This is a genomic window from Candidatus Manganitrophus noduliformans (assembly GCF_012184425.1).
Classification (GTDB): Bacteria; Nitrospirota; Nitrospiria; order SBBL01; family Manganitrophaceae; genus Manganitrophus; species Manganitrophus noduliformans.
The window spans coordinates 46,989-70,165 of sequence record NZ_VTOW01000001.1 but is presented as its reverse complement, the minus strand read 5'-3'; the positions used below and the strand labels follow the sequence as shown (position 1 = coordinate 70,165).

General features: G+C 56.6%; 17 protein-coding genes and 2 tRNA genes. 12 read left to right on the top strand and 7 right to left on the bottom strand.

Going from position 1 to position 23,177, the window contains the following annotated elements; genetic code table 11:
• Positions 1–4: 4 nt before the first annotated feature.
• On the bottom strand, positions 5–202 hold the full coding sequence (locus MNODULE_RS00285; protein ID WP_168057510.1) for a hypothetical protein: 198 nt from the start codon (positions 200–202) through the stop codon (positions 5–7).
• Between the two features lie 151 nt (positions 203–353).
• Here MNODULE_RS00285 and MNODULE_RS00280 point away from each other — a divergent pair, with 151 nt between their 5' ends.
• The 4 genes from MNODULE_RS00280 (at position 354) to MNODULE_RS00265 (ending at position 7,168) form a co-directional block, all read left to right on the top strand.
• Positions 354–1,751 (top strand): aspartate ammonia-lyase, encoded by a 1,398-nt coding sequence (locus MNODULE_RS00280; RefSeq protein ID WP_168057509.1) that lies wholly within the window; start codon positions 354–356, stop codon positions 1,749–1,751.
• Positions 1,752–1,827: 76 nt separating this feature from the next.
• Complete coding sequence (locus MNODULE_RS00275; RefSeq protein WP_168057508.1) at positions 1,828–2,454, top strand: O-methyltransferase; 627 nt, start codon at positions 1,828–1,830, stop codon at positions 2,452–2,454.
• A gap of 141 nt (positions 2,455–2,595) precedes the next feature.
• Complete coding sequence (locus MNODULE_RS00270) at positions 2,596–4,038, top strand: carboxypeptidase-like regulatory domain-containing protein (protein ID WP_168057507.1); 1,443 nt, start codon at positions 2,596–2,598, stop codon at positions 4,036–4,038.
• 172 nt (positions 4,039–4,210) lie between these two features.
• Positions 4,211–7,168 (top strand): hypothetical protein, encoded by a 2,958-nt coding sequence (locus tag MNODULE_RS00265; RefSeq protein WP_168057506.1) that lies wholly within the window; start codon positions 4,211–4,213, stop codon positions 7,166–7,168.
• A 109-nt stretch (positions 7,169–7,277) separates the two neighbouring features.
• On the opposite strand, the gene MNODULE_RS00260 is transcribed toward MNODULE_RS00265, so the two are convergent.
• Genes MNODULE_RS00260 through MNODULE_RS00250 form a run of 3 tightly spaced genes read right to left on the bottom strand, consistent with a single transcriptional unit; the run spans position 7,278 to position 9,418 of the window.
• Complete coding sequence (locus MNODULE_RS00260; RefSeq protein ID WP_168057505.1) at positions 7,278–8,021, bottom strand: HAD family hydrolase; 744 nt, start codon at positions 8,019–8,021, stop codon at positions 7,278–7,280.
• Complete coding sequence (gene queG / locus MNODULE_RS00255) at positions 8,018–8,986, bottom strand: tRNA epoxyqueuosine(34) reductase QueG (protein ID WP_168057504.1); 969 nt, start codon at positions 8,984–8,986, stop codon at positions 8,018–8,020. Before queG ends, MNODULE_RS00260 begins: the two co-directional genes overlap by 4 nt.
• A 9-nt stretch (positions 8,987–8,995) precedes the next feature.
• A complete protein-coding gene (locus MNODULE_RS00250) occupies positions 8,996–9,418 on the bottom strand; it encodes a (deoxy)nucleoside triphosphate pyrophosphohydrolase (protein ID WP_168057503.1) in 423 nt (140 codons plus the stop codon).
• Positions 9,419–9,610: 192 nt separating this feature from the next.
• Between MNODULE_RS00250 and rph the strand changes: the two genes are divergently transcribed.
• The 4 genes from rph (at position 9,611) to MNODULE_RS00230 (ending at position 11,165) form a co-directional block, all read left to right on the top strand.
• Positions 9,611–10,333, top strand: coding sequence for a ribonuclease PH (gene rph / locus MNODULE_RS00245; RefSeq protein ID WP_168057502.1), 723 nt, complete (start codon positions 9,611–9,613; stop codon positions 10,331–10,333).
• Positions 10,334–10,930: an XTP/dITP diphosphatase gene (locus MNODULE_RS00240; protein ID WP_168057501.1), complete on the top strand. Its 597-nt coding sequence runs from the start codon at positions 10,334–10,336 to the stop codon at positions 10,928–10,930. It abuts the gene before it with no gap.
• Between the two features lie 36 nt (positions 10,931–10,966).
• Positions 10,967–11,043: transfer RNA gene (locus tag MNODULE_RS00235), tRNA-Pro, on the top strand.
• A gap of 46 nt (positions 11,044–11,089) precedes the next feature.
• Positions 11,090–11,165: transfer RNA gene (locus tag MNODULE_RS00230), tRNA-Arg, on the top strand.
• On the opposite strand, the gene MNODULE_RS00225 is transcribed toward MNODULE_RS00230, so the two are convergent.
• The 3 genes from MNODULE_RS00225 to pyrE all read right to left on the bottom strand — a co-directional run bounded on the left by MNODULE_RS00225 (position 11,129) and on the right by pyrE (position 17,800).
• Complete coding sequence (locus MNODULE_RS00225) at positions 11,129–16,105, bottom strand: JDVT-CTERM domain-containing protein (protein WP_168057500.1); 4,977 nt, start codon at positions 16,103–16,105, stop codon at positions 11,129–11,131. The genes MNODULE_RS00230 and MNODULE_RS00225 overlap by 37 nt on opposite strands.
• A gap of 253 nt (positions 16,106–16,358) precedes the next feature.
• Positions 16,359–16,871 carry a CmcI family methyltransferase gene (locus MNODULE_RS00220; protein WP_168057499.1) on the bottom strand — a complete coding sequence of 171 codons (513 nt, stop codon included), beginning with the start codon at positions 16,869–16,871 and terminating at the stop codon, positions 16,359–16,361.
• 245 nt (positions 16,872–17,116) lie between these two features.
• Complete coding sequence (pyrE, locus tag MNODULE_RS00215) at positions 17,117–17,800, bottom strand: orotate phosphoribosyltransferase (protein WP_320412324.1); 684 nt, start codon at positions 17,798–17,800, stop codon at positions 17,117–17,119.
• A gap of 127 nt (positions 17,801–17,927) precedes the next feature.
• On the opposite strand from pyrE, the gene MNODULE_RS00210 reads away from it, so the two are divergent.
• The 4 genes from MNODULE_RS00210 to MNODULE_RS00195 are packed head-to-tail and all read left to right on the top strand — an operon-like array spanning position 17,928 to position 23,172.
• The gene (locus MNODULE_RS00210; protein ID WP_168059148.1) at positions 17,928–20,678 is read left to right on the top strand and encodes a valine--tRNA ligase; all 2,751 of its coding nucleotides are present in this window, start codon (positions 17,928–17,930) and stop codon (positions 20,676–20,678) included.
• The gene (nadC, locus tag MNODULE_RS00205) at positions 20,678–21,535 is read left to right on the top strand and encodes a carboxylating nicotinate-nucleotide diphosphorylase (protein ID WP_168057498.1); all 858 of its coding nucleotides are present in this window, start codon (positions 20,678–20,680) and stop codon (positions 21,533–21,535) included. The genes MNODULE_RS00210 and nadC overlap by 1 nt, the downstream gene beginning before the upstream one ends.
• An 8-nt stretch (positions 21,536–21,543) precedes the next feature.
• Positions 21,544–22,380 (top strand): biotin--[acetyl-CoA-carboxylase] ligase, encoded by an 837-nt coding sequence (locus MNODULE_RS00200; protein ID WP_168057497.1) that lies wholly within the window; start codon positions 21,544–21,546, stop codon positions 22,378–22,380.
• 30 nt (positions 22,381–22,410) lie between these two features.
• Complete coding sequence (locus MNODULE_RS00195; protein ID WP_168059147.1) at positions 22,411–23,172, top strand: type III pantothenate kinase; 762 nt, start codon at positions 22,411–22,413, stop codon at positions 23,170–23,172.
• The last annotated feature ends 5 nt before the right edge of the window (positions 23,173–23,177 follow it).

Here is a 23,177-nt window from a genome sequence, read left to right as displayed (position 1 = left end):
ATTGTTAAATAATGAGCTTTCCCTCTTTCGAGGCGATGATATCCGACACCCGAAGCCTTCTTCGAATGTCCTCCATGGCGGAGACAAAATCGGTGAAAACCGCCTTGTTGATCCAAAGGTCGGTCGGGTGTTTGGGTTCGGGATTGGCCTCCGCGACGATATAACCCCCTTCCACCTTTTCCAATAAGATTTTCTCAGTCATTCCTACTCCCTCCTGGTCATCAGTTTATAACATAATTTCGGCCGGCGTCCAAGTCAAGGCTCCCTTTTTTCTTGATCATCTTACCTGAGAAGCATACAATAAGCTCCATTTTACAACCTTTTACAATGATGTTTCGAGAGGGGAGAAAGGAATGGAAACCAAGAAGGTCCGTAAGGAGAAAGATTCACTCGGAGAGCTGGAAGTGCCGGAGTCGGCGTATTACGGGGTGCAGACGGCGCGCGCGGTGGCGAATTTCCCGATCAGCGGGCTGCGTCCCCATCCCACCTTTATCCGCGCCAGCGCGATGATCAAGTGGGCGGCGGCCCAAGCGAATATGGCGATCGGCAAGCTCGACCCCAAGATCGGAAAGATCATCCAAAAGTCGGCCGAGGAGGTGATCGACGGAAAATGGAACGATCAGTTCGTCGTCGATGTTTTTCAGGCCGGGGCCGGGACCTCGCACAACATGAACACAAACGAAGTCATTGCCAATCGGGCGATCGAGATGCTCGGGGGACGACGGGGCGAATACAAACTGGTCCACCCGAACGATCATGTGAACATGTCTCAATCGACCAATGATGTCTTCCCGACGGCGATGCGGGTGGCGGCTCTGCTGATGCTCCGGGACCTCGACCCGGTTCTTGCCCGTTTTGAAAAAAGGCTTTCGGAGAAGGCAAAAGAGTTTGACGATGTCATCAAATCGGGCCGGACGCACCTTCAAGATGCGGTGCCGATTCGACTCGGCCAGGAATTCTCCGGCTATGCCCGGGCCATTGCCCGGTCCCGAAAGCGGATCGCGGTGGCTTCGGAAGGATTAAAAGAGCTCGGGATCGGCGGGTCTGCGGCGGGAACCGGGATCAATACCCATCCCGATTACAAAAAGAAAATGGTCTCGGCGGTCAAGAAGATCTCCGGGCTCGATGTCGTTCCCTCCAACAACCTCTTCGAGCGGATGCAGAGCATGGCTGACTTCGTCGAAATCTCGGGGGCGTTGCGCGAGCTGGCGGTGGAGGTGATCCGGATTGCAAACGACCTTCGGCTTCTCTCCTCCGGGCCGCGGACCGGATTAGCCGAAATTGTCCTCCCGCCGGTTCAACCCGGCTCCTCCATCATGCCGGGGAAGGTCAACCCGGTGATGGCCGAGATGACGAACATGGTCTGCTTCCATGTGATCGGGAACGATCTGACGATCACAATGGCGGCGCAGGCCGGTCAGCTGGAGTTGAATGTCATGATGCCGGTGATTAACTTCAATCTCCTCCAGTCAGTTGAGATCTTGACCCGCGATATCGACGTCTTCACCGAGCGCTGCATCAAGGGGATTACCGTCAACCGCGAGCGCTGCCGGGCGTATGCGGAGACGAGCGTTGGATTGGCGACGATTCTCAATCCGACGATCGGATACGAGGCGGCCGCAGTGGTGGCCAAAGAGTCGGCGGCGACCGGAAAGCCGCTCCGCGACATCATTATCGAGAAGGGAATCCTCTCCCCGAAAGAGGTCGATGAAATTCTCGACCCGGTGAAGATGACCGAGCCGAGCGCGTAAGAACAGGGGCCAGGTGTTAGGGGTCAGGGATCAGTAAAAATTTCTAACCCCCCGGCCCCCGGCCCCAGGATCTAAAATGGATATTGTCGATCCAGCCATTGAGGACTACCTTCTTTCTCTTCTTCCGCCGCGCGAGCCGGTCGTGGCGGAGATGGAAGCGCTGGCGGAGAAAATTCACTTTCCCATCGTCGGCCCGCTTGTCGGGCGGCTGCTCTATCAGCTGACCCTCGTTCATCATGCGGAGCGGATCGCGGAGCTTGGCTCCGGCTTCGGCTACTCCGCCTATTGGTTCGCGAAGGGACTTCCCAAAACGGGAAAGGTGATCTGCACGGAGGGGTCGGCCGATCGGATCCGCCAGGGAACCGATTTTCTCCGGCGGGCGGGACTGGATCAACAGGTCGAATTTCGCCAGGGAGATGCCTTGAACCTGATTACAGAGGCGGACGGTTCGTTCGACATTATCTTCTGCGATATTGACAAGAGGTCGTATCCAGACGCCCTTTCGATCGGTCTTCCCCTGCTCAAATCCGGCGGGCTCTTTATTGCCGACAATGTTCTCTGGAGCGGCCGGGTGACTTCATCATCGGACGATCCCGACACAGTCGGAATCCAAAGCTTCAATCAAGCGATCTATTCCCGCCCCGAACTGACCACCACGATCATCCCCCTTCGAGACGGGGTGTCGGTCAGCGTCAAGCGATAGAAAGCCGGCCAGCACTAAATCCCTCACCCTAGATTTTTTTCATTGACATTCTGTCCCCATTTTAGATACAGTCACGGCATATTTTCCCCGTTGATTCAAGAGAGGTTTAACATCCCCGAAAAGTAGATTTTTGGTGGCCGAATGCAATTGGATGGCTATCTCAAAAAACGCAGTTTCATTCTGATCTCCTTCATTTTCATCCTGGTACAAGGCTGCGGCAGTGGCTCGTCCGAGACTCCAAGGCCCGTCGTACCGACCACCCTCAAGGGGGTTATCGCGAAGGGCAGCCCCATTAACGGCGCTTTGATTACCGTAAAAGGGGTCGACGGCAAGACGCAAACAACCGCAAGCGATTCGAATGGTCACTATACGGTTGTTGTCGATGGATTGACTCCCCCCTACCTTCTAAGAGCCGACCTTCCCTCCGGGGACGTTCTCTTCAGCCTGGGAAGCCAAGGGGGCGGCGTGGTCAATATCCATCCATTAACAGACCTGATCGTTGGAACGTGGTACAAGCTTCATGGGAAGAGTGTCGTGGATGCTTTTTCCAATCCGGCCGAGGATCCGGCCCCGGACAGGGGCGAGGTGGCCGCCCTCTCCATCGCCATAAGACAGATCGTGCAAGCTTGGCTCGAAAGCAACGGTCTTGATCCCTCTCAATTTGATCTGATTTCCACCCCCTTCGAAACCGATCATCGCGGTTTTGATCGATTGCTCGACATGTTGACGATCACGGTAGATGCCTCGGGTGTTCCTTCGATGGTAATCGTCGACACCACGACCTCGATCCAGCAGACCACCACGCTTGATGTCGACGCATCCGGCGGGAGTATCCTCGTCGGCACCCTCCTGACCACAGGATCGGGTGAAACGGCCACATCGACCTTCAGTTCAATCATCGTATCGGTCATATCGAACCCGCCAGCGCCGACGCCGATTGCGTTGATTGAAGTCACGCCGACTTCTTTGATCCTACCTACTGGTCAGATCCAGTCGTTCTCGGCCGTGGCAAAAGACGCGTCCGGAGCCGCGATCGACGGGGTGTCCTTCACCTGGTCCTTGCAGAGCAAAGGGGAGACCCCGATCGCAATCATCAACGGAAACGGCCAGGTCATGGGGCTAAGAACGGGGGAGGCTTCAGTCACTGCATCGAGCGGAGGGATCACTAGTAACACGGCCACATTGACCGTCGTTCCCGGTACAACAGTCGATTTAACGATCGGCACCCCCAACGGTTTGGTCGGGATAACGTTCCCTTCGGTTGCGGTGGGGATCAGCTTTCCTACGGTGGCGATTGGAATCGAGTTTCCTTCTCAAATCCGAGGAGGAATCGCCGGGAAGGTCACCGATGCAGCAACCGGGACTCCAATTCCTGGGGCCGTGGTGCGGGCGTTTCTTTTGGATATTATGGTGGCAAGCACGGTGACCGATCATTTGGGAGCATTCACGTTGGTTAGTCTTGCGCCCGACCGTTTTAGAGTCGAAGCCTCGGCGGCAGGGTATGCCAGTAACTCAATGGCCTCTGTTGAGGTTGCCGTCGGTGCAACAACACAGGGAGTCAATATACTTCTCGGGAGAGAATAAAATGAATCCTTTGCGCATATCTAAGATCGTCCTCTGGGGGGCAAACGCGATCTTCTTGGCATTCCTTTTGGGTTGCGCTGCCGAAGAGAATTCAAGCCCTGGTCCCTCGGCGCAAGCCGGAAGCGATTCGCCCACCACGCCTGTCACGGTGAGCCTTCAATCGGGGGCGTCAGTGTCGAACGCGGCTAAACAGGCAGTTTCCCTGGCGCCCGCGCCGAGCACGGTAACCCAGATCAAACTTGAGGTAAACGACAGCCAAGGAAGCTCTCTCATCCCCCCGTTGACCCTTTCTCCATCCCGGACGGGGCCTGTGACCGCTTCGTTTGACATTCCTTCAGGTGCGGGCCGGGTTTTTATTGCAAGGGCACTCGGTGAAGATGGAACGATGCTCTTCCAAGGACAGGTGACGGTGGATCTCCCCCCGAATGTCCTCACCAAGGTTGGAATCGAGATGGTTCCAAATGCCATTATCATCAGCCCGTCGAATGTCTCAGTTGCAGCCTCGACTTCCCAGCAATTTGCAGCGACCATCGTAGGGCTGTCTAGCCAGAGCGTTACCTGGAGTGTAAATGGTGTGAGCGGCGGTAATTCGACGGTGGGGACGATTGCTTCCATCTCCGGAAATCCGGCGGTCTATACCGCCCCGGCCAGCCCGGCGACATCCCAGATCATTACCATCCGGGCGACCAGTGTAAGCAGCCCGGGAATTTTCGGCGAGGCGACTGTCTCTATTTCGGGAGGGGTCGTCACCCCGCCCCCAAGCACGGTTCTTATTCAGCCTTACGGCATTGCCATTGAACCAGGCGGAACCACGGCTGTGGTTACCGACTCGATCTGCTGCGGGAATCAAGGAAGGCTTTCCCGGGTTGATTTAACAACGCTCCAGCCGATTGAGACGGTTGCATCCGGGTTCAGTGTTCCTCGAGGTGTTGCGATCGAGCAGGGGACTGGAGCGGCTTTGGTGGTCGATTCGGGTACTTGCTGCAGCACCTCCGGAACACTGACCCGAGTAAACCTGACCACCGGCGCAAAGACAGTCGTTGCCTCGGGTCTTGGTAATCCAACGGGAATCACTCTTGAAGAGGGAGGAAACACGGCATTGGTATCGGGTGGTTCCCAGCTTTATCGGATCAATCTCACTTCGGGCGCGGTCACACCGGTCAGCAATGTGGGTGGTTCGGGGGTGTCGCTCGAACCGGATGGACTCTCGGCGTTGGTTGTTAGTTTCAATCTTTCTCGCGTTGATCTTGCCACCGGATCGATCAGCCAACTTCCTGTCTCTCAGGGATTGAGTGGTACAGGCTTGGTGGTCGAATCAAACGACTACGCCCTTATAACCCAGACTCTGTGCTGTTCTAGTACGGGTGGGATACTCTCCCGGATGAATCTGGCCACAGGGGTTCTTCAGACAATCGGTTCGGGCCTGAACAACCCTGCAGGGATTGCGGTTGAATCGACGAGGCAGACTGTCCTAGTTGTGGAACAGGGAACAGCATGCTGCGTTCCCGGAACTCCTAAAATCACCCGTTTGAACCTTCCTGTATCGAAAGTAAAGCCGGTTTTCATGGGCTTCTCGAATCCAAAAGGAATCGCCAAAGAGTCGACCGGGACGGCATTGGTGGTAGATGAACGGGGTACCCTATCGAGGATCGATCCGGCATCGGGGGCGATCACGTCGATCACCTCCCGCCTAAATGTTCCCCAGCGCGTGGTCGTCGAATCCGGTGGAACCACGGCGCTCGTCACGCAGCGGGATAACCTTTCCCGTGTTCACCTGACGACGGGCGCCATCACTCCCCTTTGCACGGGCCTGCTCTCTCCAACAGGAATCTCCATTGAGGCCGGAGGTGCTTCAGCACTTGTATCGGAGAGCGTGAGCGGCAAATTATTGCGTTGTAATCTCTCAAGCGGAACCGTCACGGTCATCGCGGTCGATCTCTCATCACCTCAGAACGTTCAGATCGAGCCGGGCGGGGCCTCGGCGGTGGTCCTCAGCGGCGGTAATCTATCCAGAGTCATCTTGGCATCTGGGATTGTCACGAGGATTAATTCCAACTGCTGTTTTCCGGCCTACAGTGACTTTGCAATCGAATCTGGGGGGAGTACTGCGCTGGTGAGTATCGCATCGTGTTGCTCGTCTTCCGGCGAGATGCAAAGGATCGATCTCAGAACCGGAAATGTGATCTCGACCCTTGTTTCGAGTTTAAATCAGCCCAACGCTCTGATCATCGAGTCGAGCGGGGCAAGCGCGCTTGTCATCGAACCGGGGGCGAAAAGAATCTCAAGGGTGAATCTGACGGCCTTGACCATTACTCCTGTGGTTTACTGGCTGGGCGCTCCGGCGGCCATTGCCATTGAGTCTTCTGAAAACAGCGCTTTGGTCCTCGATTCTACGTTGGGTCGGGTGCTCCGACTCAACCTCTCTTCCGGAGCGCTCACTCTTCTTGCGTCCGGTCTGAGTTCTCCTTCCGGAATTGCGATGGAGTCGGGAGAAGATACGGTACTTGTGGTCGAGGGGCCGTCGTTTACTTGTTGCACGCCGTCGCCTGAGAAACTCACCAGAGTAACTCTAGCTACCGGCGCTTTGAGCACGATCACCACGCTTCTTGATACGCCGCGATCTGTAGCGATTGGATCAGGGGGAGACACTGCTTTCGTGACGGAGTTCACGTCCGGAAGGGTCATGGAGGTGGATCTCACCTCAGGCACCGTTACCGTTGTGACCTCCGGCTTCTCCTCACCGCAGGGGATTGCGATCGAGGCGGGCGGCACGAGCGCGTTGGTGGCAGGAGGAAATTCCTGTTGCTCGTCTACGCCGGTAAACGGCCTCCACCGGATCACGCTTGCTTCGGGAGCCCGGACTCCCATCTCCACAACGCAATCGTTCGGGCAAGTCGCTGTCGAGACCGGTGGAACGACCGCCTTGGTCACGGGAACGCTGGGATGTTGCAGCGGAATCAATAGCCTTATCAGGGTTGATCTTGCCACCGGAACGAACACAACCCTCGCGACCGGATTGGGTGGGGCGTTTTCAAATTTCAGTCTTGGATTGGCGATTCTGCCGGACGGTCAATCTGCGCTGGTGACCGATCCGGCAACGGGGAAAATCGTTCAGGTGCCACTCCCATAGCTTTACAAAAGATCTACAAAAAGGCCCGCTCTTTGAGAATGAGCGGGCCTTTTTGCGTTCATCATCCGAGAGTCCAATGCGAACTTGCCCAGTAAAAAGGAGAGGGCCCTTAGACAAATCGAGAAAGGTCGGTCAGCTCGGTAAGAATATAATCGGGTGGAGGGCCGTCAATCGGTGGAGGAAGACTCAATGGATTGATCCAGGCGGCGTCCATGCCGAGCCGTTTTGCTCCGACGATATCATTCTCAAAACTATCCCCAATAAAGAGGCACTCGGCGGGAGCGACGCCGATCTTCTCGCAGGCGGCGAGGAAGATCTCCGGGCGCGGTTTTCGGATTCCGATTTCGGAGGAGATAATGACCGTCTCGAAACAGTGATCGACCCCTTCCCGCGCCAGGACCTGGTAGACGGTGTCGGTGTCGTCGAAGTTGGAGACGAGGCCGATCCGGTATTCTTCTTTCAGGCGAAGGAGCATCTCACGCACCGGAGGGGCGCATTCCAGGCAAAGAGAGATCCGAGTTAGATGGGTTTCCAGAAACCGCCGGTGAAGCGCCTCCCGATGCTCACCCCGGCCGACCCCGAGCCGTTCCAGAAACCGCTCGAAGCGGACGGCGGAGGAGATCTCCTCTCCTGATTGGTCTCGGATGATCCAGATCGATTCGGTCGTTTCGACGAAGTGGTTGTGAAACTCCTCATAAGCGATCGGAGCGGCATATTGCGTGAAGCACTCGTACAGAAGGGGGCTGGTCGTCCGGATCTCTTTTCCTTGAATTCGGGCGAGCGGCATCCGATCGTTCCGAAAGGGCATGATCGTATCGCAAAGGTCGAACAGGAGGGCTTGATACTTTTTCAATCGTCTTCTCCTTGGGAAACCTGAATCGCGTTTGCATTTCGGATCAGTCCCGATCGCTTCGTCCGGACGAGGGGGGTGTGGCTGAAGCGTTCCTTGAACCGGCGGTTGTCTTCGATCGAGCGGATTTCTTCCAACGAAAGAGACGGCCCGGCGCCCCGCTCGGGCGAGAAGCGCTCGACGTCCGTTTGAACCGGGTTGCGATTGTAGGGGCAAACCTCTTGGCAGAGGTCGCAGCCGAAGAGCCAACCTTCCATCTGAGGGTGAAACTCCTCCGGAATTTCCTTTTTGTTCTCGATCGTCAGATAGGAGATGCAGCGCCGCGCATCGAGCCGGTAGGCCTCGGTCAACGCTCCCGTCGGGCAGGCGTCGAGGCAGCGCCGGCAGCTGCCGCACTGGGAGGTCATTGGAAGATCTTCGACCAATTCAAGATCGGTCACCACTTCGGCCAGAAAGACCCACGATCCGTAATCGGGGGTGATCAACGTCGTATTCTTTCCGATGAAGCCGAGTCCCGCCCGCTCGGCGAAGGCCCGCTCCAGCAGCGGGCCGTGATCGACATATCCCTTCCAGCAGCGGCCGCCGCGATCTTCGATGGCGGAGATCAGGAGCGCGAGTTTTTCCTCGATGATCGTATGGTAATCTTCTCCCCACGCGTATCGGGCGACCTTCCCCCGCGGGGAGCCTTCCGGAACGGATGGATCGGGCGGGGCGGAGGGGTAGTAATTGAGGGCGAGGCAGATCACGCTCTTCGCTTCCGGAAATCGCAGCTTGGGGTCGGAGCGGACCTCGGGCGATTTCTGCAGGTAGGCCATCTCTCCGGCAAAGCCGTCCGCAAGCCATTCTGAAAAGCGGCGGCCCGCTTCTCCGACCGGATCGGCGGAGGTGATTCCGACCCGATGAAAGCCGAGTCCCGATGCAGTTGATTTTATCTCTGCCGTCCGTTTTAAAAGATCTACGCGCTGCATTGAAAACCATCAACCCTTTTTTTCGAGTGAATCCCGGGAGAGCTCTTTCGCAAGCTTTTCTAAGAGCGGCCGATTCGCCTCGGGGAAGGGAAGGGAGAGGAGCGAATCGGGTCGAATCCATTTTAATTCCTGCGAGGCGAGCGGCATTAAATCTCCGGAGAGGAGACGGCAAAAATAGGCATGAAGGATCACCGTTCGATCTGCGTAATCGTGTGATCTTTCCCAGAAAAGCCGCTCGATCTCCACCGTAGCGCCGAGCTCTTCCTTGACTTCGCGCAAAAGACAGGCCCTGATGGTTTCCCCGGAATCCCGTTTTCCTCCCGGGAACTCCCAAAGCCCGGGAAGATGAACTCCCTCCTTTCGCCGGGTCACGAGGATCTCCCCGTCCCTCACGATAATCGCAATCGCCACCTCGATGATCGGCCCCTGCAAACGTCTCCTTTCCGCCGGGTCATGGAACAGACGAACTATAGCAGAAGTGAATTTAGATGCCAATCGTCGTAAGGATCTAAGCGCCGGGAAGGGGTAGCGAAGGCGCCTCCGTTTCCGGCTTTATTCATTGATCTTTTAAGGCGCTCCCGCTATAATACCCGATCTTCATCCCCCTGCTGAGAAGGAGTCTGAATGCGCATCGACGGAAGAAAAAAGAACCAGCTGCGGCCGCTTAAGATCACGCGTAACTTTATCAAGCATGCGGAAGGCTCCGTCCTCATCGAGATGGGAGAGACCAAGGTGATCTGCACGGCGACCATCGAAGAGCGGGTTCCCCCTTTTCTCCGGGACAAGAAGAAGGGATGGGTGACGGCCGAATACGCGATGATCCCCCGCTCATCCCATGAGCGAATTCCGAGAGAGTCGGCGCGGGGAAAAGTCGGCGGGCGGACCCATGAAATTCAGCGGCTGATCGGCCGGTCGCTTCGCTCGGTGGTCGATACAACGACGCTCGGGGAGCGGACAATTTGGATCGACTGCGACGTGATCCAGGCCGATGGGGGAACACGGACCGCTTCGATCACAGGGTCGTTCATCGCCCTGATGGACGCCGTTCAATTTTTGCGGAAAGAGAAAAAGATCAATGCAATGCCGGTCCGCGACTATCTTGCCGCGATCAGCGTCGGGAAGGTCGGCGGCGAATTGCTTCTCGATCTGAACTATGCCGAAGATTCGACCGCGGAGGTCGATATGAATGTGATCATGACCGGCAGCGGGAAATTCGTGGAGGTTCAGGGGACCGCCGAGCAGCAGGCGTTTGCGAAGAAGGAGCTGGACGATCTTCTCCGGCTGGCGACGAGCGGGATCAAGAAATTGGTGGCGAGCCAGAAAAAATTGGTCGGAGAGTTGGCTTAAGTGGTATTGGTGATCGCGACGGAGAACAAACACAAAGGAGAAGAGCTCGCGTCGATCTTGCGGCAGGAGATGGAGATTGACGTCCGCACGTTGGCCGACTTTCCCGGCGTGAAGCTTCCCCCCGAGACAGGATCGACCTATCGAGAGAATGCCGTCCAAAAGGCGCTCGCCGCGGCGAGGGCGACCGGCCATTGGGCGATGGGGGACGATTCCGGTATGGAGGTCGAGGCCCTCGGCGGGGCGCCGGGGCTTTACTCGGCGCGGTTTGCGGGGGAAGGGGTCACCTACGCCGACAACCGAAAGAAGGTCCTCGATCTGCTGGGGGACCGGCCGGACGACCAGCGGACGGCCCGTTTTCTCTGCACGATTGCTCTGGCCAGCCCCGAAGGCAAGGTAGAAGTGGTCGAAGGGCGTTGCGAGGGGAGGATTACCCGGCGGGATGTAGGGGAGGGGGGATTCGGATACGATCCGATCTTCTTCCTACCGGCCTACAACAAGACGTTCGCCGAGCTTTCTCCGGAAGAGAAAAACCGGATCAGCCATCGGGGATCGGCCGTCCGGGCCGCGATTCCGCTTTTAAAGAAAACGGCCTCTTGAGAAATCAGGGCCGATCGAGTATCTTTAGAATCATTTCGGGGTGTGGCGCAGCCTGGTAGCGCACCTGCTTTGGGAGCAGGGAGTCGGAGGTTCAAATCCTCTCACCCCGACCATTTTAATTCTCTATTCGGAATTTAACTCCGCACCCTGCACTTCTTTGCGCCTGTAGCTCAATGGATAGAGCAATAGCCTTCTAAGCTATTGGCTGTAGGTTCGATTCCTACCAGGCGCACCATCTTTTTTGTCTTTCAGAAAACATTTTCTCCAGACAAGCGCCGCCAAAGCAAAGCAGAAAAGACCGGGTAAAAGTGCATCGGCCGCGCCGTCTCCTCCCAATGCACAGCCTCCTCCGCCACCCCCTCCCGACGTTCCGCCCGGTCCGACGGGGCTAATGACGCCGCCGCCTCCTGTCGACCCCCCTGTTCCTCCCGACCCACCTGTTCCGGTTGTCGGAGAGGAGAGATCGAGAATGAAAAGCCCATCCTCCGTTGCGCCGATTAAGATGAGCGAGGGGGTGACCGCAAGGGCTCTGATCGATTGTGCCGATGCTGTTAGCCCGTTGCTTCGCGCGGCCCAATGGTCGCCGCCGTCGGGGGAGAAGTAAAGGCCGGCTGATGTGGCCGCGAAAATCTGGTCGTGTTCGTCCGGATGGATTAGCAGGGCGTAGATCGTCGGAAGGATTGCCGGGAGGCCTGTGTTCACCGGAGTAAAGATAGTCCCGCCATCGGTGCTTTTGAAGACCCCCTGATCGCGCGTCCCCGCGTAGATCGTCTGGGGGTTGGTCGGATCGATCGCAAGGGAATAGACGAAGACACTGACACCGGCGATTGGAATATCGCTCCAAGTCGATCCGCCGTTTGTACTCTTTGCGAGGTTTGGAGTTCCTGATCCTCCTGCATAGATCACCCCGGCGGAATCGATGGCGAGGGCGTAGGCGCCAAGCTCTGCCCCTACGGCCGTCGAGTTCGGCAGATGAGACCAATTTGCCCCCTCGTTGGCAGACTTGATCACCAGAGAATCGGGTCCGGCGTTGTAAACGGAGGGGATCTGGAAGTTGCCCGCATAAACAGTGTTGGAATCAATGGGATCGATTGCGAGCGACTTGTTCTGCTCACCCGGACTTCCGCCATCTGAAAGGACCTCCGCCCAGGAGCCGCCGCCATTGACGCTCTTTAAGATTTTTGCCGGTGTGACGCCGAAAATATCCCGACTCGACGCATACACCGTCAAGCCCTCCACAGCCAGCGCTCTGACATCTTTCCCGCTGATCCCGCCGGCGAGGACGGTCCAGTTGTTTCCGCCGTCGGTTGTTTTATAAACGTTCGTTCCTCCCGCCGCATAGGCGGTTCCATCATTCGTTATATCCGCTGCGACCGTATGGAAAGTGGTTCCCGATACTCCACCGACGGAACTCCAATCTCCGAACGACAGAGCGGTAAAAGCCGTCGTAGTCACTATCGCAGTTGCCGATTGCGTCGAGGTCGATTGGGAGGTCACTTTGATCGTGGCCGCATCGGAGTCTCCTTCAGTGGCGTCAGCAGGTATCGCCACTGTGACCGTGAAGTCGGCGGTCCCGGAGGCCGCGACCGGACCGACTGAGGCGGTCGGGGTAGTGGTCCAGGCATTGCCGGTTACGGTGATAGTGTAACTGTCGGTTGCGTTTCCAGCGTTTGTTACCGTCAACTTATAAGAGATTGTTGCTCCTGGGCTGTCGAATCGGGTATCGGCGGTGGGCACCAGGCCGACATTGAGTGTCGGCTTGGAATTCACATTGCCCGGAAAGGTGCGCGCTTCAATTTCGGTCAGATTCGAAAAACCATCTCCGTCGGAATCTTTCGGTTCGATTGCGCCAAAGGAGGTGGCATTACCCCGTCCCTGCGCCAGATAATCGGCGCCAAAGGAGGTGAGCGGGCGGACTGCCGTGATCGAACTGGTACCGGCATTGCCATGGCAGAGGGTGCAACTGCTGAGGCTTGTACTTGCAGTGCCATACTTGGTATTAAAAATGCTAAGGTCATTAGAGTTGGCATGAGTGATGCTTGGAGCGAAAAACAGCGCCAAGCTTATTAAGAAGAAGCGTCCTAGGAGAGCCCTTCTTCGGACTGATCTTCGTGCCAAGACGATTAAAGCAATGCCGAGCAGCCCAACCAAGGTCGGATCAAAGCCGCTCCCGACTGTCATCGTGCATCCGCCGCCACCCCCGCCTCCCCCTGATCCGCCGGTGGAGACTCCATCATTCCCATCGTCTCCCCCGGGGTCGACGCCACCTCCCCCTCCGTTTCCTCCCGACCCGTCGCTGACAGTCGCGCTCATCGAAACCGAATTGTTGGCGCCGTTCGGATCGGTGGAGCCGGTAGAAACCTGGGCTTGTTGATTCAAATCGCCGGCGACACTGGGTGTTACGACAATGGTGACGACCGCGTTGGAGCCATTGTCAATCACGCCTAAATTACAGGTCACGGTATCGGTCCCCTGACATGCTCCCTGCGGCTCCGCCGACACCAAGCTCGTTCCGGCGGCGAGGGTCATCGTGATAACAACGCTGGTCGCCGCTTCGGGTCCTTGGTTGGTCACGGTGATCTGATAGGTCAGGTTCTCTCCGGCTGAAACAGAGTTGGGTGTGACGGTAGACGAAAGTGCCAGGTCCGACATGGCAGCCGTTGTCGGCTCCGCCGAGAGATCGAGAAGAAAGAGTCCATTGCTGGTTGCGGCAATCAAATTGCGCGAAGGGGTGAGGGCCAGGCCATAAACCGTCTCGGCGTTTGTTAGCGATCCGCTGTTTCCCGCGATCCAAGTCTCCCCCGCGTCGAGCGTATAATAATATCCTTCGGAGGTTCCGGCGTGGATGTAATTCGGATTGGTTGGATCGATCAGAAGCGAGCGGATCTCCGGAGGTGTTGCAGGAAGGCCGGTATTCTTCTGAGTCCACGACGTGCCGCCGTTCTTGCTTTTATAGATTCCATTCGATGCCGTTCCAGCATAGAGGGTCGATGGTTCTGCCGGATCGGTTACAAGGGAGTAGATGAAAAGGCCAACTCCGGGAGATATACCGGTCCAGATCAAGCCTCCATCGGTGCTCTTTGCGAGATTCGGTGTCCCGCTCCCTCCGGCATAGACCACGCCCATAGTGTCGATGGCGATAACATAAGCCCGAAGATCAGCTCCCGGAGGAGTTGTAGGGTTCGGCAGATGCGCCCACGAGCTTCCCCCGGTTGTTGATTTGATAATGGGTGAGGTCGTTCCATCATAGGAAGGAAGTTCGAAATTACCTGCGTAAAGAACGTCGGGATCGGCGGGATCAATCGCGAGCGATTTAATTTGCTCCCCCGGGCTTCCTCCATCAGGAAGGACCTCCGTCCAAGTCCCGCCGGCGTTGATGCTTTTCAAGATTTTTGAAGGGGTCGCGGGGAAGAATACATCGATGCTCGAGGCATAGACGTTGGCGCCGTCCACGGCGAGCGCTCTGACGCTTTCCCCGCCGATGTCTCCCGTAAGCGGCGTCCAGTTGTCCCCGCCATCCGTTGTTTTATAGACGGTCAATCCTCCCGCCGCGTAGGCGATTCCATCGTTTGTTTGATCCGCCGCAACGGCGTGGAAACTGGTTCCCGAAAGCCCACCAACGGAGGCCCAGTTTCCAATCAATGCCGTCGCGACCTCACGGGAGCCTGGCCCTTCAGTACCGCCATCTACCGCCGTGATTACAAAATGATACGTTCGATTCGGCGTTAAGCCGGTTAATGTATACGGACCGGTCACGCCGCTCCGCTTTCTTCCCCCTCTTAACGTCGAAAAGTTTTCTTTCGTCAGGCCCGATTGCTCGGAAATGTAGAGGTTGTAAGAATCGGCGCCGAGGATTCGGTCCCAATTGATTGTGATTTGGTTTGCGCCCGGCGCCAGGGTGACCAGAAGCGGAGGAACCGGCTGCTGCGTGTCGGCGGGAGCGGTTCCGGTGAAGCGAAAGACCTCGCTGTCGGCGCCGCCGTCATTGCTGAGTCCGATCCAATGGACAAAGCCATCCGCCAACCAAGGGAGACAGCAAGGGCTTCCCAACTGGGTGACCACCGATGTCGAAGGGGTCGGATCGATTGTCGCGATGCCGCTTCCGTCGTGGTAGCGAAACGAGCCGCCCAGGTCGGTCCAGAAAAGCTGCCCCCGATGAAGTTGAAAAGGATGTTCCGTCGTGATGCCTAAATCGGCCGGCCGGTTGGTTGTGTCGGTCAGTTGAACCCCGGCATTGAAAATAATATGGACATCGGTCCCGTTGGCGTTGCCATGCAGCCAAGCGATGTGTCGCCCGTCGGCCCGCGGGGAGAAGTTCCCAAGAGATGCATCTGTCTCCGTGGTCAGCTGAACAGCCGCAGGATTAGACGCGGTGCTGTCATAGAGAAAAATCTGTCTGATCCCATTTACAAGCTTCTCGTAGACCAGCCTTCCACGGTTGAGGTGAAACCCTCGGAGGGTCGAGTTGAACGTGTTGTCATCACCTGTCTCAACGGTGGTGATGCTTGTTCCATTGTAGAATTGAAGATGATAGGTTCCGATCCCATCGTCAAACACCCAAGCCGCTTGGCAGTCACTCGTCGAAATTCGGGCCGCGCCGATGGTAGCGCCATTCACATGTGTCAATGGAATCCCACCGGTGAGAAGTGTAGCTGTATTGGTCGCGGGATCGACCCGGAAAACATGCTTAACGAGTGTGTTCTGGCCGGAGCCGGCTTGAAGAACCATAAAGACGCAGCCGTCGGCGATCGCCACCCCTTCCGGATTCATCCCTCCCGTGCCGAATGGATTGGTTGCGACGACCTTTGAGGGTGTGCCGCCGCTGATCCACACCCACGCGTCGTTCTGCCCCCTCCGCCATGCGCCGATCACCTGGCCTGGAGAGGAGCCGCTTCCCAAAGAGAACACCGTACTTTCAATGGCGCCGGGACTGTTGTTGGGATCCTCCGCCTGGACCGGAGTCGCGTCGTCGTTTAAGAAAACCGATTCAGTTTGATCATCGTACCAGAGGACGTTTCCCCGGCTCGCGGCGCTGTTCCGAAGGCTCCACCCTTCGTCATTGGCGTTGGTGGTGATCTGCGCGGCCGCTTCCGCCTTTTCGGTGAATGTGAGCGGGGATAAAATGAGGGAAAGGAAGAAGGACAGAAAAATGTAACGGAGGTTCTTGTGAATCATTGAAAGGCTCCCGGGCTAAACGATATCGATACGAAAACGCCCGGGCGGTTCCTTTCGCCCAAATCTTGAATGCGCCTCTTGCGCGGGTGACGGCGTAACGGATATTAGGGAGCTTTATTCTAGAGGAAGTGAAAAGAGATATCAATCATTATTTACTTTAGGGATAATTGAGCGGGGCATCAAAACGGAAAAAGGGGGAACGCGGGGTCGCGGGTTCAATCCCTGGAGGGGACCCGTTGTTCTATTCTAAAAATCAGAATGCTCGGGAAAAGGGTTTTCTTAAGTAGACCTGAGGCTTCGTCGGGGTCCAATCCGGCTCAAATTCCATGTGTTTTCCGGCGAATGCGGCGACTTCCTCTCCGAGGATCAAATAACAGCCTTCCGTGACCAATGGGGCATATGTCTGAATTTCAACGATCGGATGCTGCCGAAGGCCGTCTTCTAAAATAACCATGACCTTGTCCCTGGGGTGGATCATTTTGTTAATCGAATCGAGCACGGACGAATCGAGCAGGTTCCCTTCGATGTAACGAACATTGCTTTTCTGCGGCAGGTTTTTTGCGTCTTTGACGACGGTGATGACGGAGAGATCTCTGTCGATCTTTTTAAGAATGGAAGCGGAAAAAAGGACGGCGTATTTATCTTTGGTTCCGATTTGGATCACCCACTTCGGCTTTGTCTCTAAAAAGACATCGGTGATTAGCCAATCCCACGGACTTTTCGTTTTAACCCCGTTATAGCCGATTGTCGCTTCGTTGACCTGCATCCATTCCCTCCGCAAATCTTGTTAAAAATACCAAGTTGGTCGTTTTTAAACTAATGCAACTCACATGCCTTGAACAGGATGGAGCAACTCCATGCGCAGGCAAGAAATAAATGGCTATTTTGGGGAGAATGGAGTGAAGGGGTCTTTATCCATTTGCAGAATTCTTCAAAAAAGTGAAAATGTTTTCCTGTGGAGATCCTAATGAAGGTTTCAGAGGGTGTTCTTTGAAAAAAACAGGCGGGGGGTCATTTCTTTTGAAATCGGACGAGGCGCATGAAGTCGTCGATGGTATAGAGCGCTTCGAAGCCGATCCCTTCTGCGGCGATCCGCTCTGCTCCCCCTTCTTTTCGATCGATCAGGGCAATCACTTTCAAAACCGAGTAGCCTTCTTTCCGAAGTGCCTCGATCGTTCGAACCGTGGAGCCTCCGGTGGTGACGACATCTTCGACGACCACGAGCTTGCCATTCGGCTGGAGGGCCCCTTCCACCTGCTGTCCGCTGCCATGTCCCTTCGGTTCTTTTCGGACGATGAAGGCGGGGATCGGCTTGTTTTTGAGGAAGCTGATCAGGGAGACGGCGGTGGCGATCGGATCGGCTCCCAGGGTCATTCCGCCGACCCCTTCGACTGGAAGACTTTTAATCCGATCGAAGATCTGTTCTCCGATGAGGAAGGCCCCTTCGGGATCGAGCGAAACCTTTTTGCAGTCGATGTAGAAGGAGCTCATCTTCCCGGAGGTGAGCTTGAAAGTAGGTACCTCGCTGTAGCGGAAGGCCCGTTGGAAGAGGAGCTCGAGGAGCTTGTCGCGGTCGGAGCGGGAGAGAAACATACTTATTGCATACCCGATTTCCAACCGGTAGTCAAGCATTTCCATGATATCGTGGCCGTCATTTGAACCGACGTAGGGGCGAGGCGCTGCCTCGCCCTGCACTCGCCCTGGTTTTCCCTTGTCTCTCCTGGGCGACCCGCCGGTCGCCCCTACAACCGGTAAACCGTTTACAACCTCCGGCGGCCCGTGTTAATATAACCGACTCAAATCTTGATATTTGGATCGGATGATGTCGCAAGAAATTTTGGAAAAAGTATACGACCCCAAGCGGGTCGAAGAAAAGTGGGTCGCCTTCTGGGAGAAGGAACGGCTTTTCCATGCCGCGCCCGAGTCGGATCGTCCCTCGTTCTCGATGGTCATTCCCCCGCCGAACGTCACCGGCTCCCTCCACGTAGGGCATGCTCTGAACAACACCCTTCAAGATATTCTGGCCCGTTGGAAGCGGATGCGCGGTTTTAATGTCCTCTGGGTTCCCGGCATGGATCACGCCGGAATTGCGACGCAGAACGTCGTGGAGCGCCAACTCGCGAAGGAGGGGCTCGACCGACATCAGCTCGGACGGGAGCGATTCATCGAGCGGGTCTGGCAGTGGAAGGAAACCTCCGGCGGGACGATCCTCCGGCAGCTCAAGCGACTGGGGGCATCGTGCGACTGGGAGCGCGAACGGTTTACCTTGGACCCGGGACTCTCCGCTGCCGTCCGGGAAGTGTTTGTCCGGCTCCATCAAGAAGGGCTGATCTATCGGGCCGAGCGTCTGATCAACTGGTGCCCGCGCTGCCAGACGGCGCTTTCCGACATCGAAGTGGAGCATGAGGAGAGCCGGGGCAAGCTCTACCGGATCGACTACCCGCTGGCCGATCATCCCGATCAGAAAATCACGGTCGCCACCACCCGGCCCGAGACGATGCTCGGCGATACGGCGGTCGCCGTTCACCCTGAGGATGAACGATATCAAAAACTCATCGGGAAAAAGGTCCGTCTTCCCCTGACCGGGGTCGAGATCCCGGTCATTGCCGATCCGGTGGTTGACCGGACCTTCGGGACCGGGGCGGTCAAGGTGACCCCGGCCCATGATTTCAACGACGAGGCGATCGGAAGGCGCCATCAGCTCCCATTTGAGAATATTTTGACTCAGGATGCGCATCTTGCAAAGACCTCTCGGACCGGCCGATACGCAGGGATGACGATTTCCGAGGCTCGAAATCAGGTTGTCCAGGACCTCGAAAAAGAGGGGCTGCTTCACGGGATCGAAGAGCATTCCCATGCCGTCGGGCGATGTTACCGCTGCAAAACGGTGGTGGAGCCGTTTGTCTCGACACAGTGGTATGTCCGGATCAACGATCCGAAGAACTCGCTCGCGGCCCCGGCGATCGACGCGGTCCGTCAAAAGAAGATCCGGCTGATTCCCGAAAGTTGGGAGCCGAACTACTTCGGATGGATGGAGAACATTCAGGACTGGTGCATCTCGCGGCAGATCTGGTGGGGGCATCAGATTCCGGCCTGGTACTGTCTGAAAGAGGCTGATAAAGAACCGATCGTTGCCCTGACCCCTCCGGAGAAATGTCCCCGCTGCGGCTCGACCGAGCTGCGGCAAGACCCCGATGTCCTCGACACCTGGTTCTCCTCGGCCCTCTGGCCTTTTTCCACCCTCGGCTGGCCGCCGGGGGATCAGCCCGATGGCCTAAAAAAAGAAGCGGAACAGTTATTGAAGACCTTTTATCCGACCTCCACGCTGGTCACCAGCTTCGACATCCTCTTCTTCTGGGTGGCCCGAATGGCGATGATGGGGCTTCATTTCATGAAAGAGGTTCCCTTCCGGGATGTCTACATCCACGCCCTGGTTCGCGATGCCGAGGGGCAGAAGATGAGCAAGTCGAAGGGAAACGTCATCGACCCGCTCGAGATCATGGACCGGTTCGGGACCGACGCCCTTCGGTTTACCCTGGCGGCGATGGCCTCGCCGGGTCGGGATGTGAAGCTCGCCGAGGAGCGGATCGAAGGCTACCGGAACTTCGCCAACAAGCTCTGGAACGCGGCGCGATTTATTCTGATGAACCTTCCCGAAGGAGGGGTGACCGGGCCGGCGCCCGGGCTTGCGGAGCGCTCTCCCGCCGATCACTGGATCACCAGCCGGCTGCACCGCGCGATCGGATCGATCAACGATTCGCTGGAGCGCTATCGATTCGATGAGGCGGCGCAGGCCCTTTATCAATTCATCTGGCATGAGTTCTGCGATTGGTATCTGGAACTGGCCAAGGTCGATCTTCAAGGAGGAAGCGAGGCCCATGGCCTAGATAATGAGGCGGCCACCAGGAAGCGGGCGACGGCACATACCCTCAGCGAGACTTTTAGTGCGCTGTTGCATCTGCTTCATCCGTTGATGCCGTTTATTACCGAGGAGCTGGCGGTCCACTTTCCCCGCCAAGCGAAGAGCTTGGCCGTTGCCCCTTATCCGACGGCTGATCCGACGAAGGTGAATTCGGTGATAGAGGAGATTGTTCAAGAGATCGTCATCGAGACGGTCGTCAGGATTCGGAATCTTCGCGGTGAGATGAACATTCCTCCGTCAGAGGAGCTGGCGGTCCAGATCAGCGCGAACGATGAACGGGCGCGTGATCTCTTCCGAAATCATCTCCCCTATATCCAACGGCTGGCCCGTCTTTCCGAGCCAACCATTGGGATCGACATGCCCTTGCCGAAGCAGGCGGCCACGGTGTTGACGGATATGGTGAAGGTTTACATTCCAGTCGATGAAGCCCGTCTGAGGAAGGAGATCGATCGTCTGGAAAAGGCAATGGCTAAGCTCGACAAAGAGTTAGAACCTGTGGAACGAAAATTTCAGGACCAGAATATCATGACCAAAGCGCCAAAAGAGGTCATCGCCAAGCTGGAAACGCAGCGGGCAGATTTGCAAGCAAAGAGAGCGAAGTTAAATGAGGATCTCCGCCGGTTCCGCGAAATGATCTCAGGGTCGGAATAATGGAGTCGTTTCTTTTAAAAAAACTGGTCGAGCGTGCTCTGGCCGAAGATCTTTCTTATGGCGATCGAACGACTGAAGCGCTCTTTCACCGTCCGGTTCCGGCGGTCGGTGAAATCATCGCCAAAGGAGATCTCGTCGTCGCCGGGCTCGATGTTTTTCAGACGGTCTTCGAACTCCTCGATCCAACGATTCGGGTCGAGGTCAACATTGGGCCGGGACAGAAGGCCAAACCGGGCGATTCAATCGGATCGGTCTACGGTGACGGACGGCTTCTTCTCAAGGGGGAGCGTACCGCGCTGAATTTTCTTCAGCGTCTTTCGGGTGTCGCCACCCAGACCCGGCGGTTTGTCGATCAGGTGGCCGGCACCGGGGCGAAAATCGTTGATACACGGAAGACCACCCCGGGACTCCGAATGCTGGAGAAAGAGGCGGTCCGGCTCGGCGGCGGATGGAACCATCGGTTCCACTTGGGGGATATGGTTTTGATCAAGGACAACCACATCGCCCTGGCGGGCGGGGTTGCGAATGCTTTAAAGGAGGCGCATGTATCGCTCTCCCATCCCTTCAAAATCGAGGTGGAGACGACGACCCTGGCGGAAGTGAAAGAGGCGCTTCAAATCGGCGCCGAGATCATCCTCCTCGATAACATGTCGCTCACTGAAATAAAACAATCGGTCGAGTTGATCCGAAAAGGCGCTTCCGGTGTGAAGATCGAGGTCTCCGGCGGCGTTCGGCTGGAGAACGTGGCGGCGATTGCCGGGTGCGGCGTTGATATGATTTCTGTGGGAGCGCTGACACATTCGGCGCCGGCAGTCGATATCAGCTTTGAAATGAAACCCCATTCGGAAAAGAAATAGGAGAAGACGTGGCGTTGGATTTGGAGAGGATTGAAAAACACTGCCGCAGCCACACCAAAGTTCGCGAGTGGGTACGGGAAATTATGATGTTTGATCGGGTCGATTCGACCAATCGAATTGCCCTTGAGATGGCGTCGCAAGGTCTTCCGGGCGGAATCGTGATCCTGGCCGAGGCTCAGGAGAAGGGAAAAGGGCGGCTCGGCCGTGAGTGGTTTTCGCCGGAAGGGATGAATCTTTACTTCTCACTCTTACTCCGCCCGTATCAACCGGCGCGCGACTTTCCCCTCTACTCGCTGGCGACGTCGGTCGCCCTCATTGAGGCGATTCAGCGGACCACCGGATTGGCCGTTCAGATCAAATGGCCGAATGATGTCGTCCTGGAAGATAAAAAGTTGGCCGGTATTTTGTTGGAGTCCGAAGTCAGGGGGGAGCAATCCCCTCCCTTGGTGGTGGGCGTCGGGGTGAACGTCAATATCGGCTTGACCGACTTTCCGCCGGAGCTCCAGAAGAGCGCCACTTCCCTCCGGATTGCCCTGGGGCGGCCGGTCGATCGGGCCGATCTTTTAATCGAACTGTTCAATCAGCTGGTGGAACAATACCGGCTTGTGGACGACAAAGCCCTCCTGATTCAGGCCGTCAGACAACACTGCCAAACCTTGGGGAGGCGTGTCCGCGTCCAGACCGCCCGCCAGGAGTTTGAAGGTTGGGCGGAGGATCTTCAAGAGGATGGGGCGCTGCTGATCCGAATGGGAGATGGAAACCAGCGGCGGATCTTGGTCGGAGATGTGACCCATCTTCGAGAAGTAAAAGACCCTTCCGCACATGGACGAAGCACCCCTGCATAGGCCGAGATGAAACCGGAACGAAAACAATCGCTGCTGTTGGTGATCGATATCGGAAACACCAATGTGGTGTTCGGCATCTTCGAGCGAAAGAAGCTCGTCGGAGAATGGCGGGTCGCCACCCACCTTCACAAGACGGCCGATGAATATGGAATTCTGCTCATCGATCTTTTACTTGCCCAAAAAATCCCCCTCTCGAAGGTGAAGGGGGCGATTCTCTCGAGCGTCGTCCCCCCTTTGACGCCGGTTTTTCAGGAGATGACCCGAAAGTATTTCTCGCTCGATCCGATGGTCGTCACCCATTCGCTGAAAACCGGTCTTCAGATCAAATACGACCAGCCGAAAGAGATCGGCGCCGACCGGATTGTGAACGCCGCGGCCGCTTATCATCTCTACGGCGGCCCCGTCGTCATTGTCGATTTTGGAACGGCGACCACGTTTTGTGTCGTTTCGGAAACGGGAGACTACTTGGGCGGGGCGATCGCCCCCGGACTGATCATTTCGGCCGATGCCCTTTTCTCCCGCGCCGCAAAACTCCCCCGTGTCGAGCTGATCAAGCCGAAGAGAATCATCGGAAGAGATACGGTCAGCAGTATGCAATCCGGCATGATCTTCGGATATGTCGGGCTGGTAAACGAAATCGTCCGCCGTATCCATCGAGAGATCGGAACGGAAGCGCTTGTGGTGGCTACGGGGGGCCTCTCCAATCTTATCGCGCCGGAATGCAGCACGATCCAAAAGGTGAGGCCCGCCTTGACGTTGGAAGGGCTCATGATTATTTATCATCTGAATTAAGTCGC

Bases quoted from the DNA above. Each gene is read 5' to 3' on its own strand.
- nadC (WP_168057498.1), top strand. From the start codon at position 20,678: ATGGAGTCGTTTCTTTTAAAAAAACTGGTCGAGCGTGCTCTGGCCGAA.
- MNODULE_RS00220 (WP_168057499.1), bottom strand. From the start codon at position 16,871: ATGCAGGTCAACGAAGCGACAATCGGCTATAACGGGGTTAAAACGAAA.
- MNODULE_RS00270 (WP_168057507.1), top strand. From the start codon at position 2,596: ATGCAATTGGATGGCTATCTCAAAAAACGCAGTTTCATTCTGATCTCC.
- queG (WP_168057504.1), bottom strand. From the start codon at position 8,986: ATGCAGCGCGTAGATCTTTTAAAACGGACGGCAGAGATAAAATCAACT.
- rph (WP_168057502.1), top strand. From the start codon at position 9,611: ATGCGCATCGACGGAAGAAAAAAGAACCAGCTGCGGCCGCTTAAGATC.
- MNODULE_RS00225 (WP_168057500.1), bottom strand. From the start codon at position 16,105: ATGATTCACAAGAACCTCCGTTACATTTTTCTGTCCTTCTTCCTTTCC.
- MNODULE_RS00210 (WP_168059148.1), top strand. From the start codon at position 17,928: ATGTCGCAAGAAATTTTGGAAAAAGTATACGACCCCAAGCGGGTCGAA.
- MNODULE_RS00275 (WP_168057508.1), top strand. From the start codon at position 1,828: ATGGATATTGTCGATCCAGCCATTGAGGACTACCTTCTTTCTCTTCTT.
- MNODULE_RS00285 (WP_168057510.1), bottom strand. From the start codon at position 202: ATGACTGAGAAAATCTTATTGGAAAAGGTGGAAGGGGGTTATATCGTC.
- MNODULE_RS00280 (WP_168057509.1), top strand. From the start codon at position 354: ATGGAAACCAAGAAGGTCCGTAAGGAGAAAGATTCACTCGGAGAGCTG.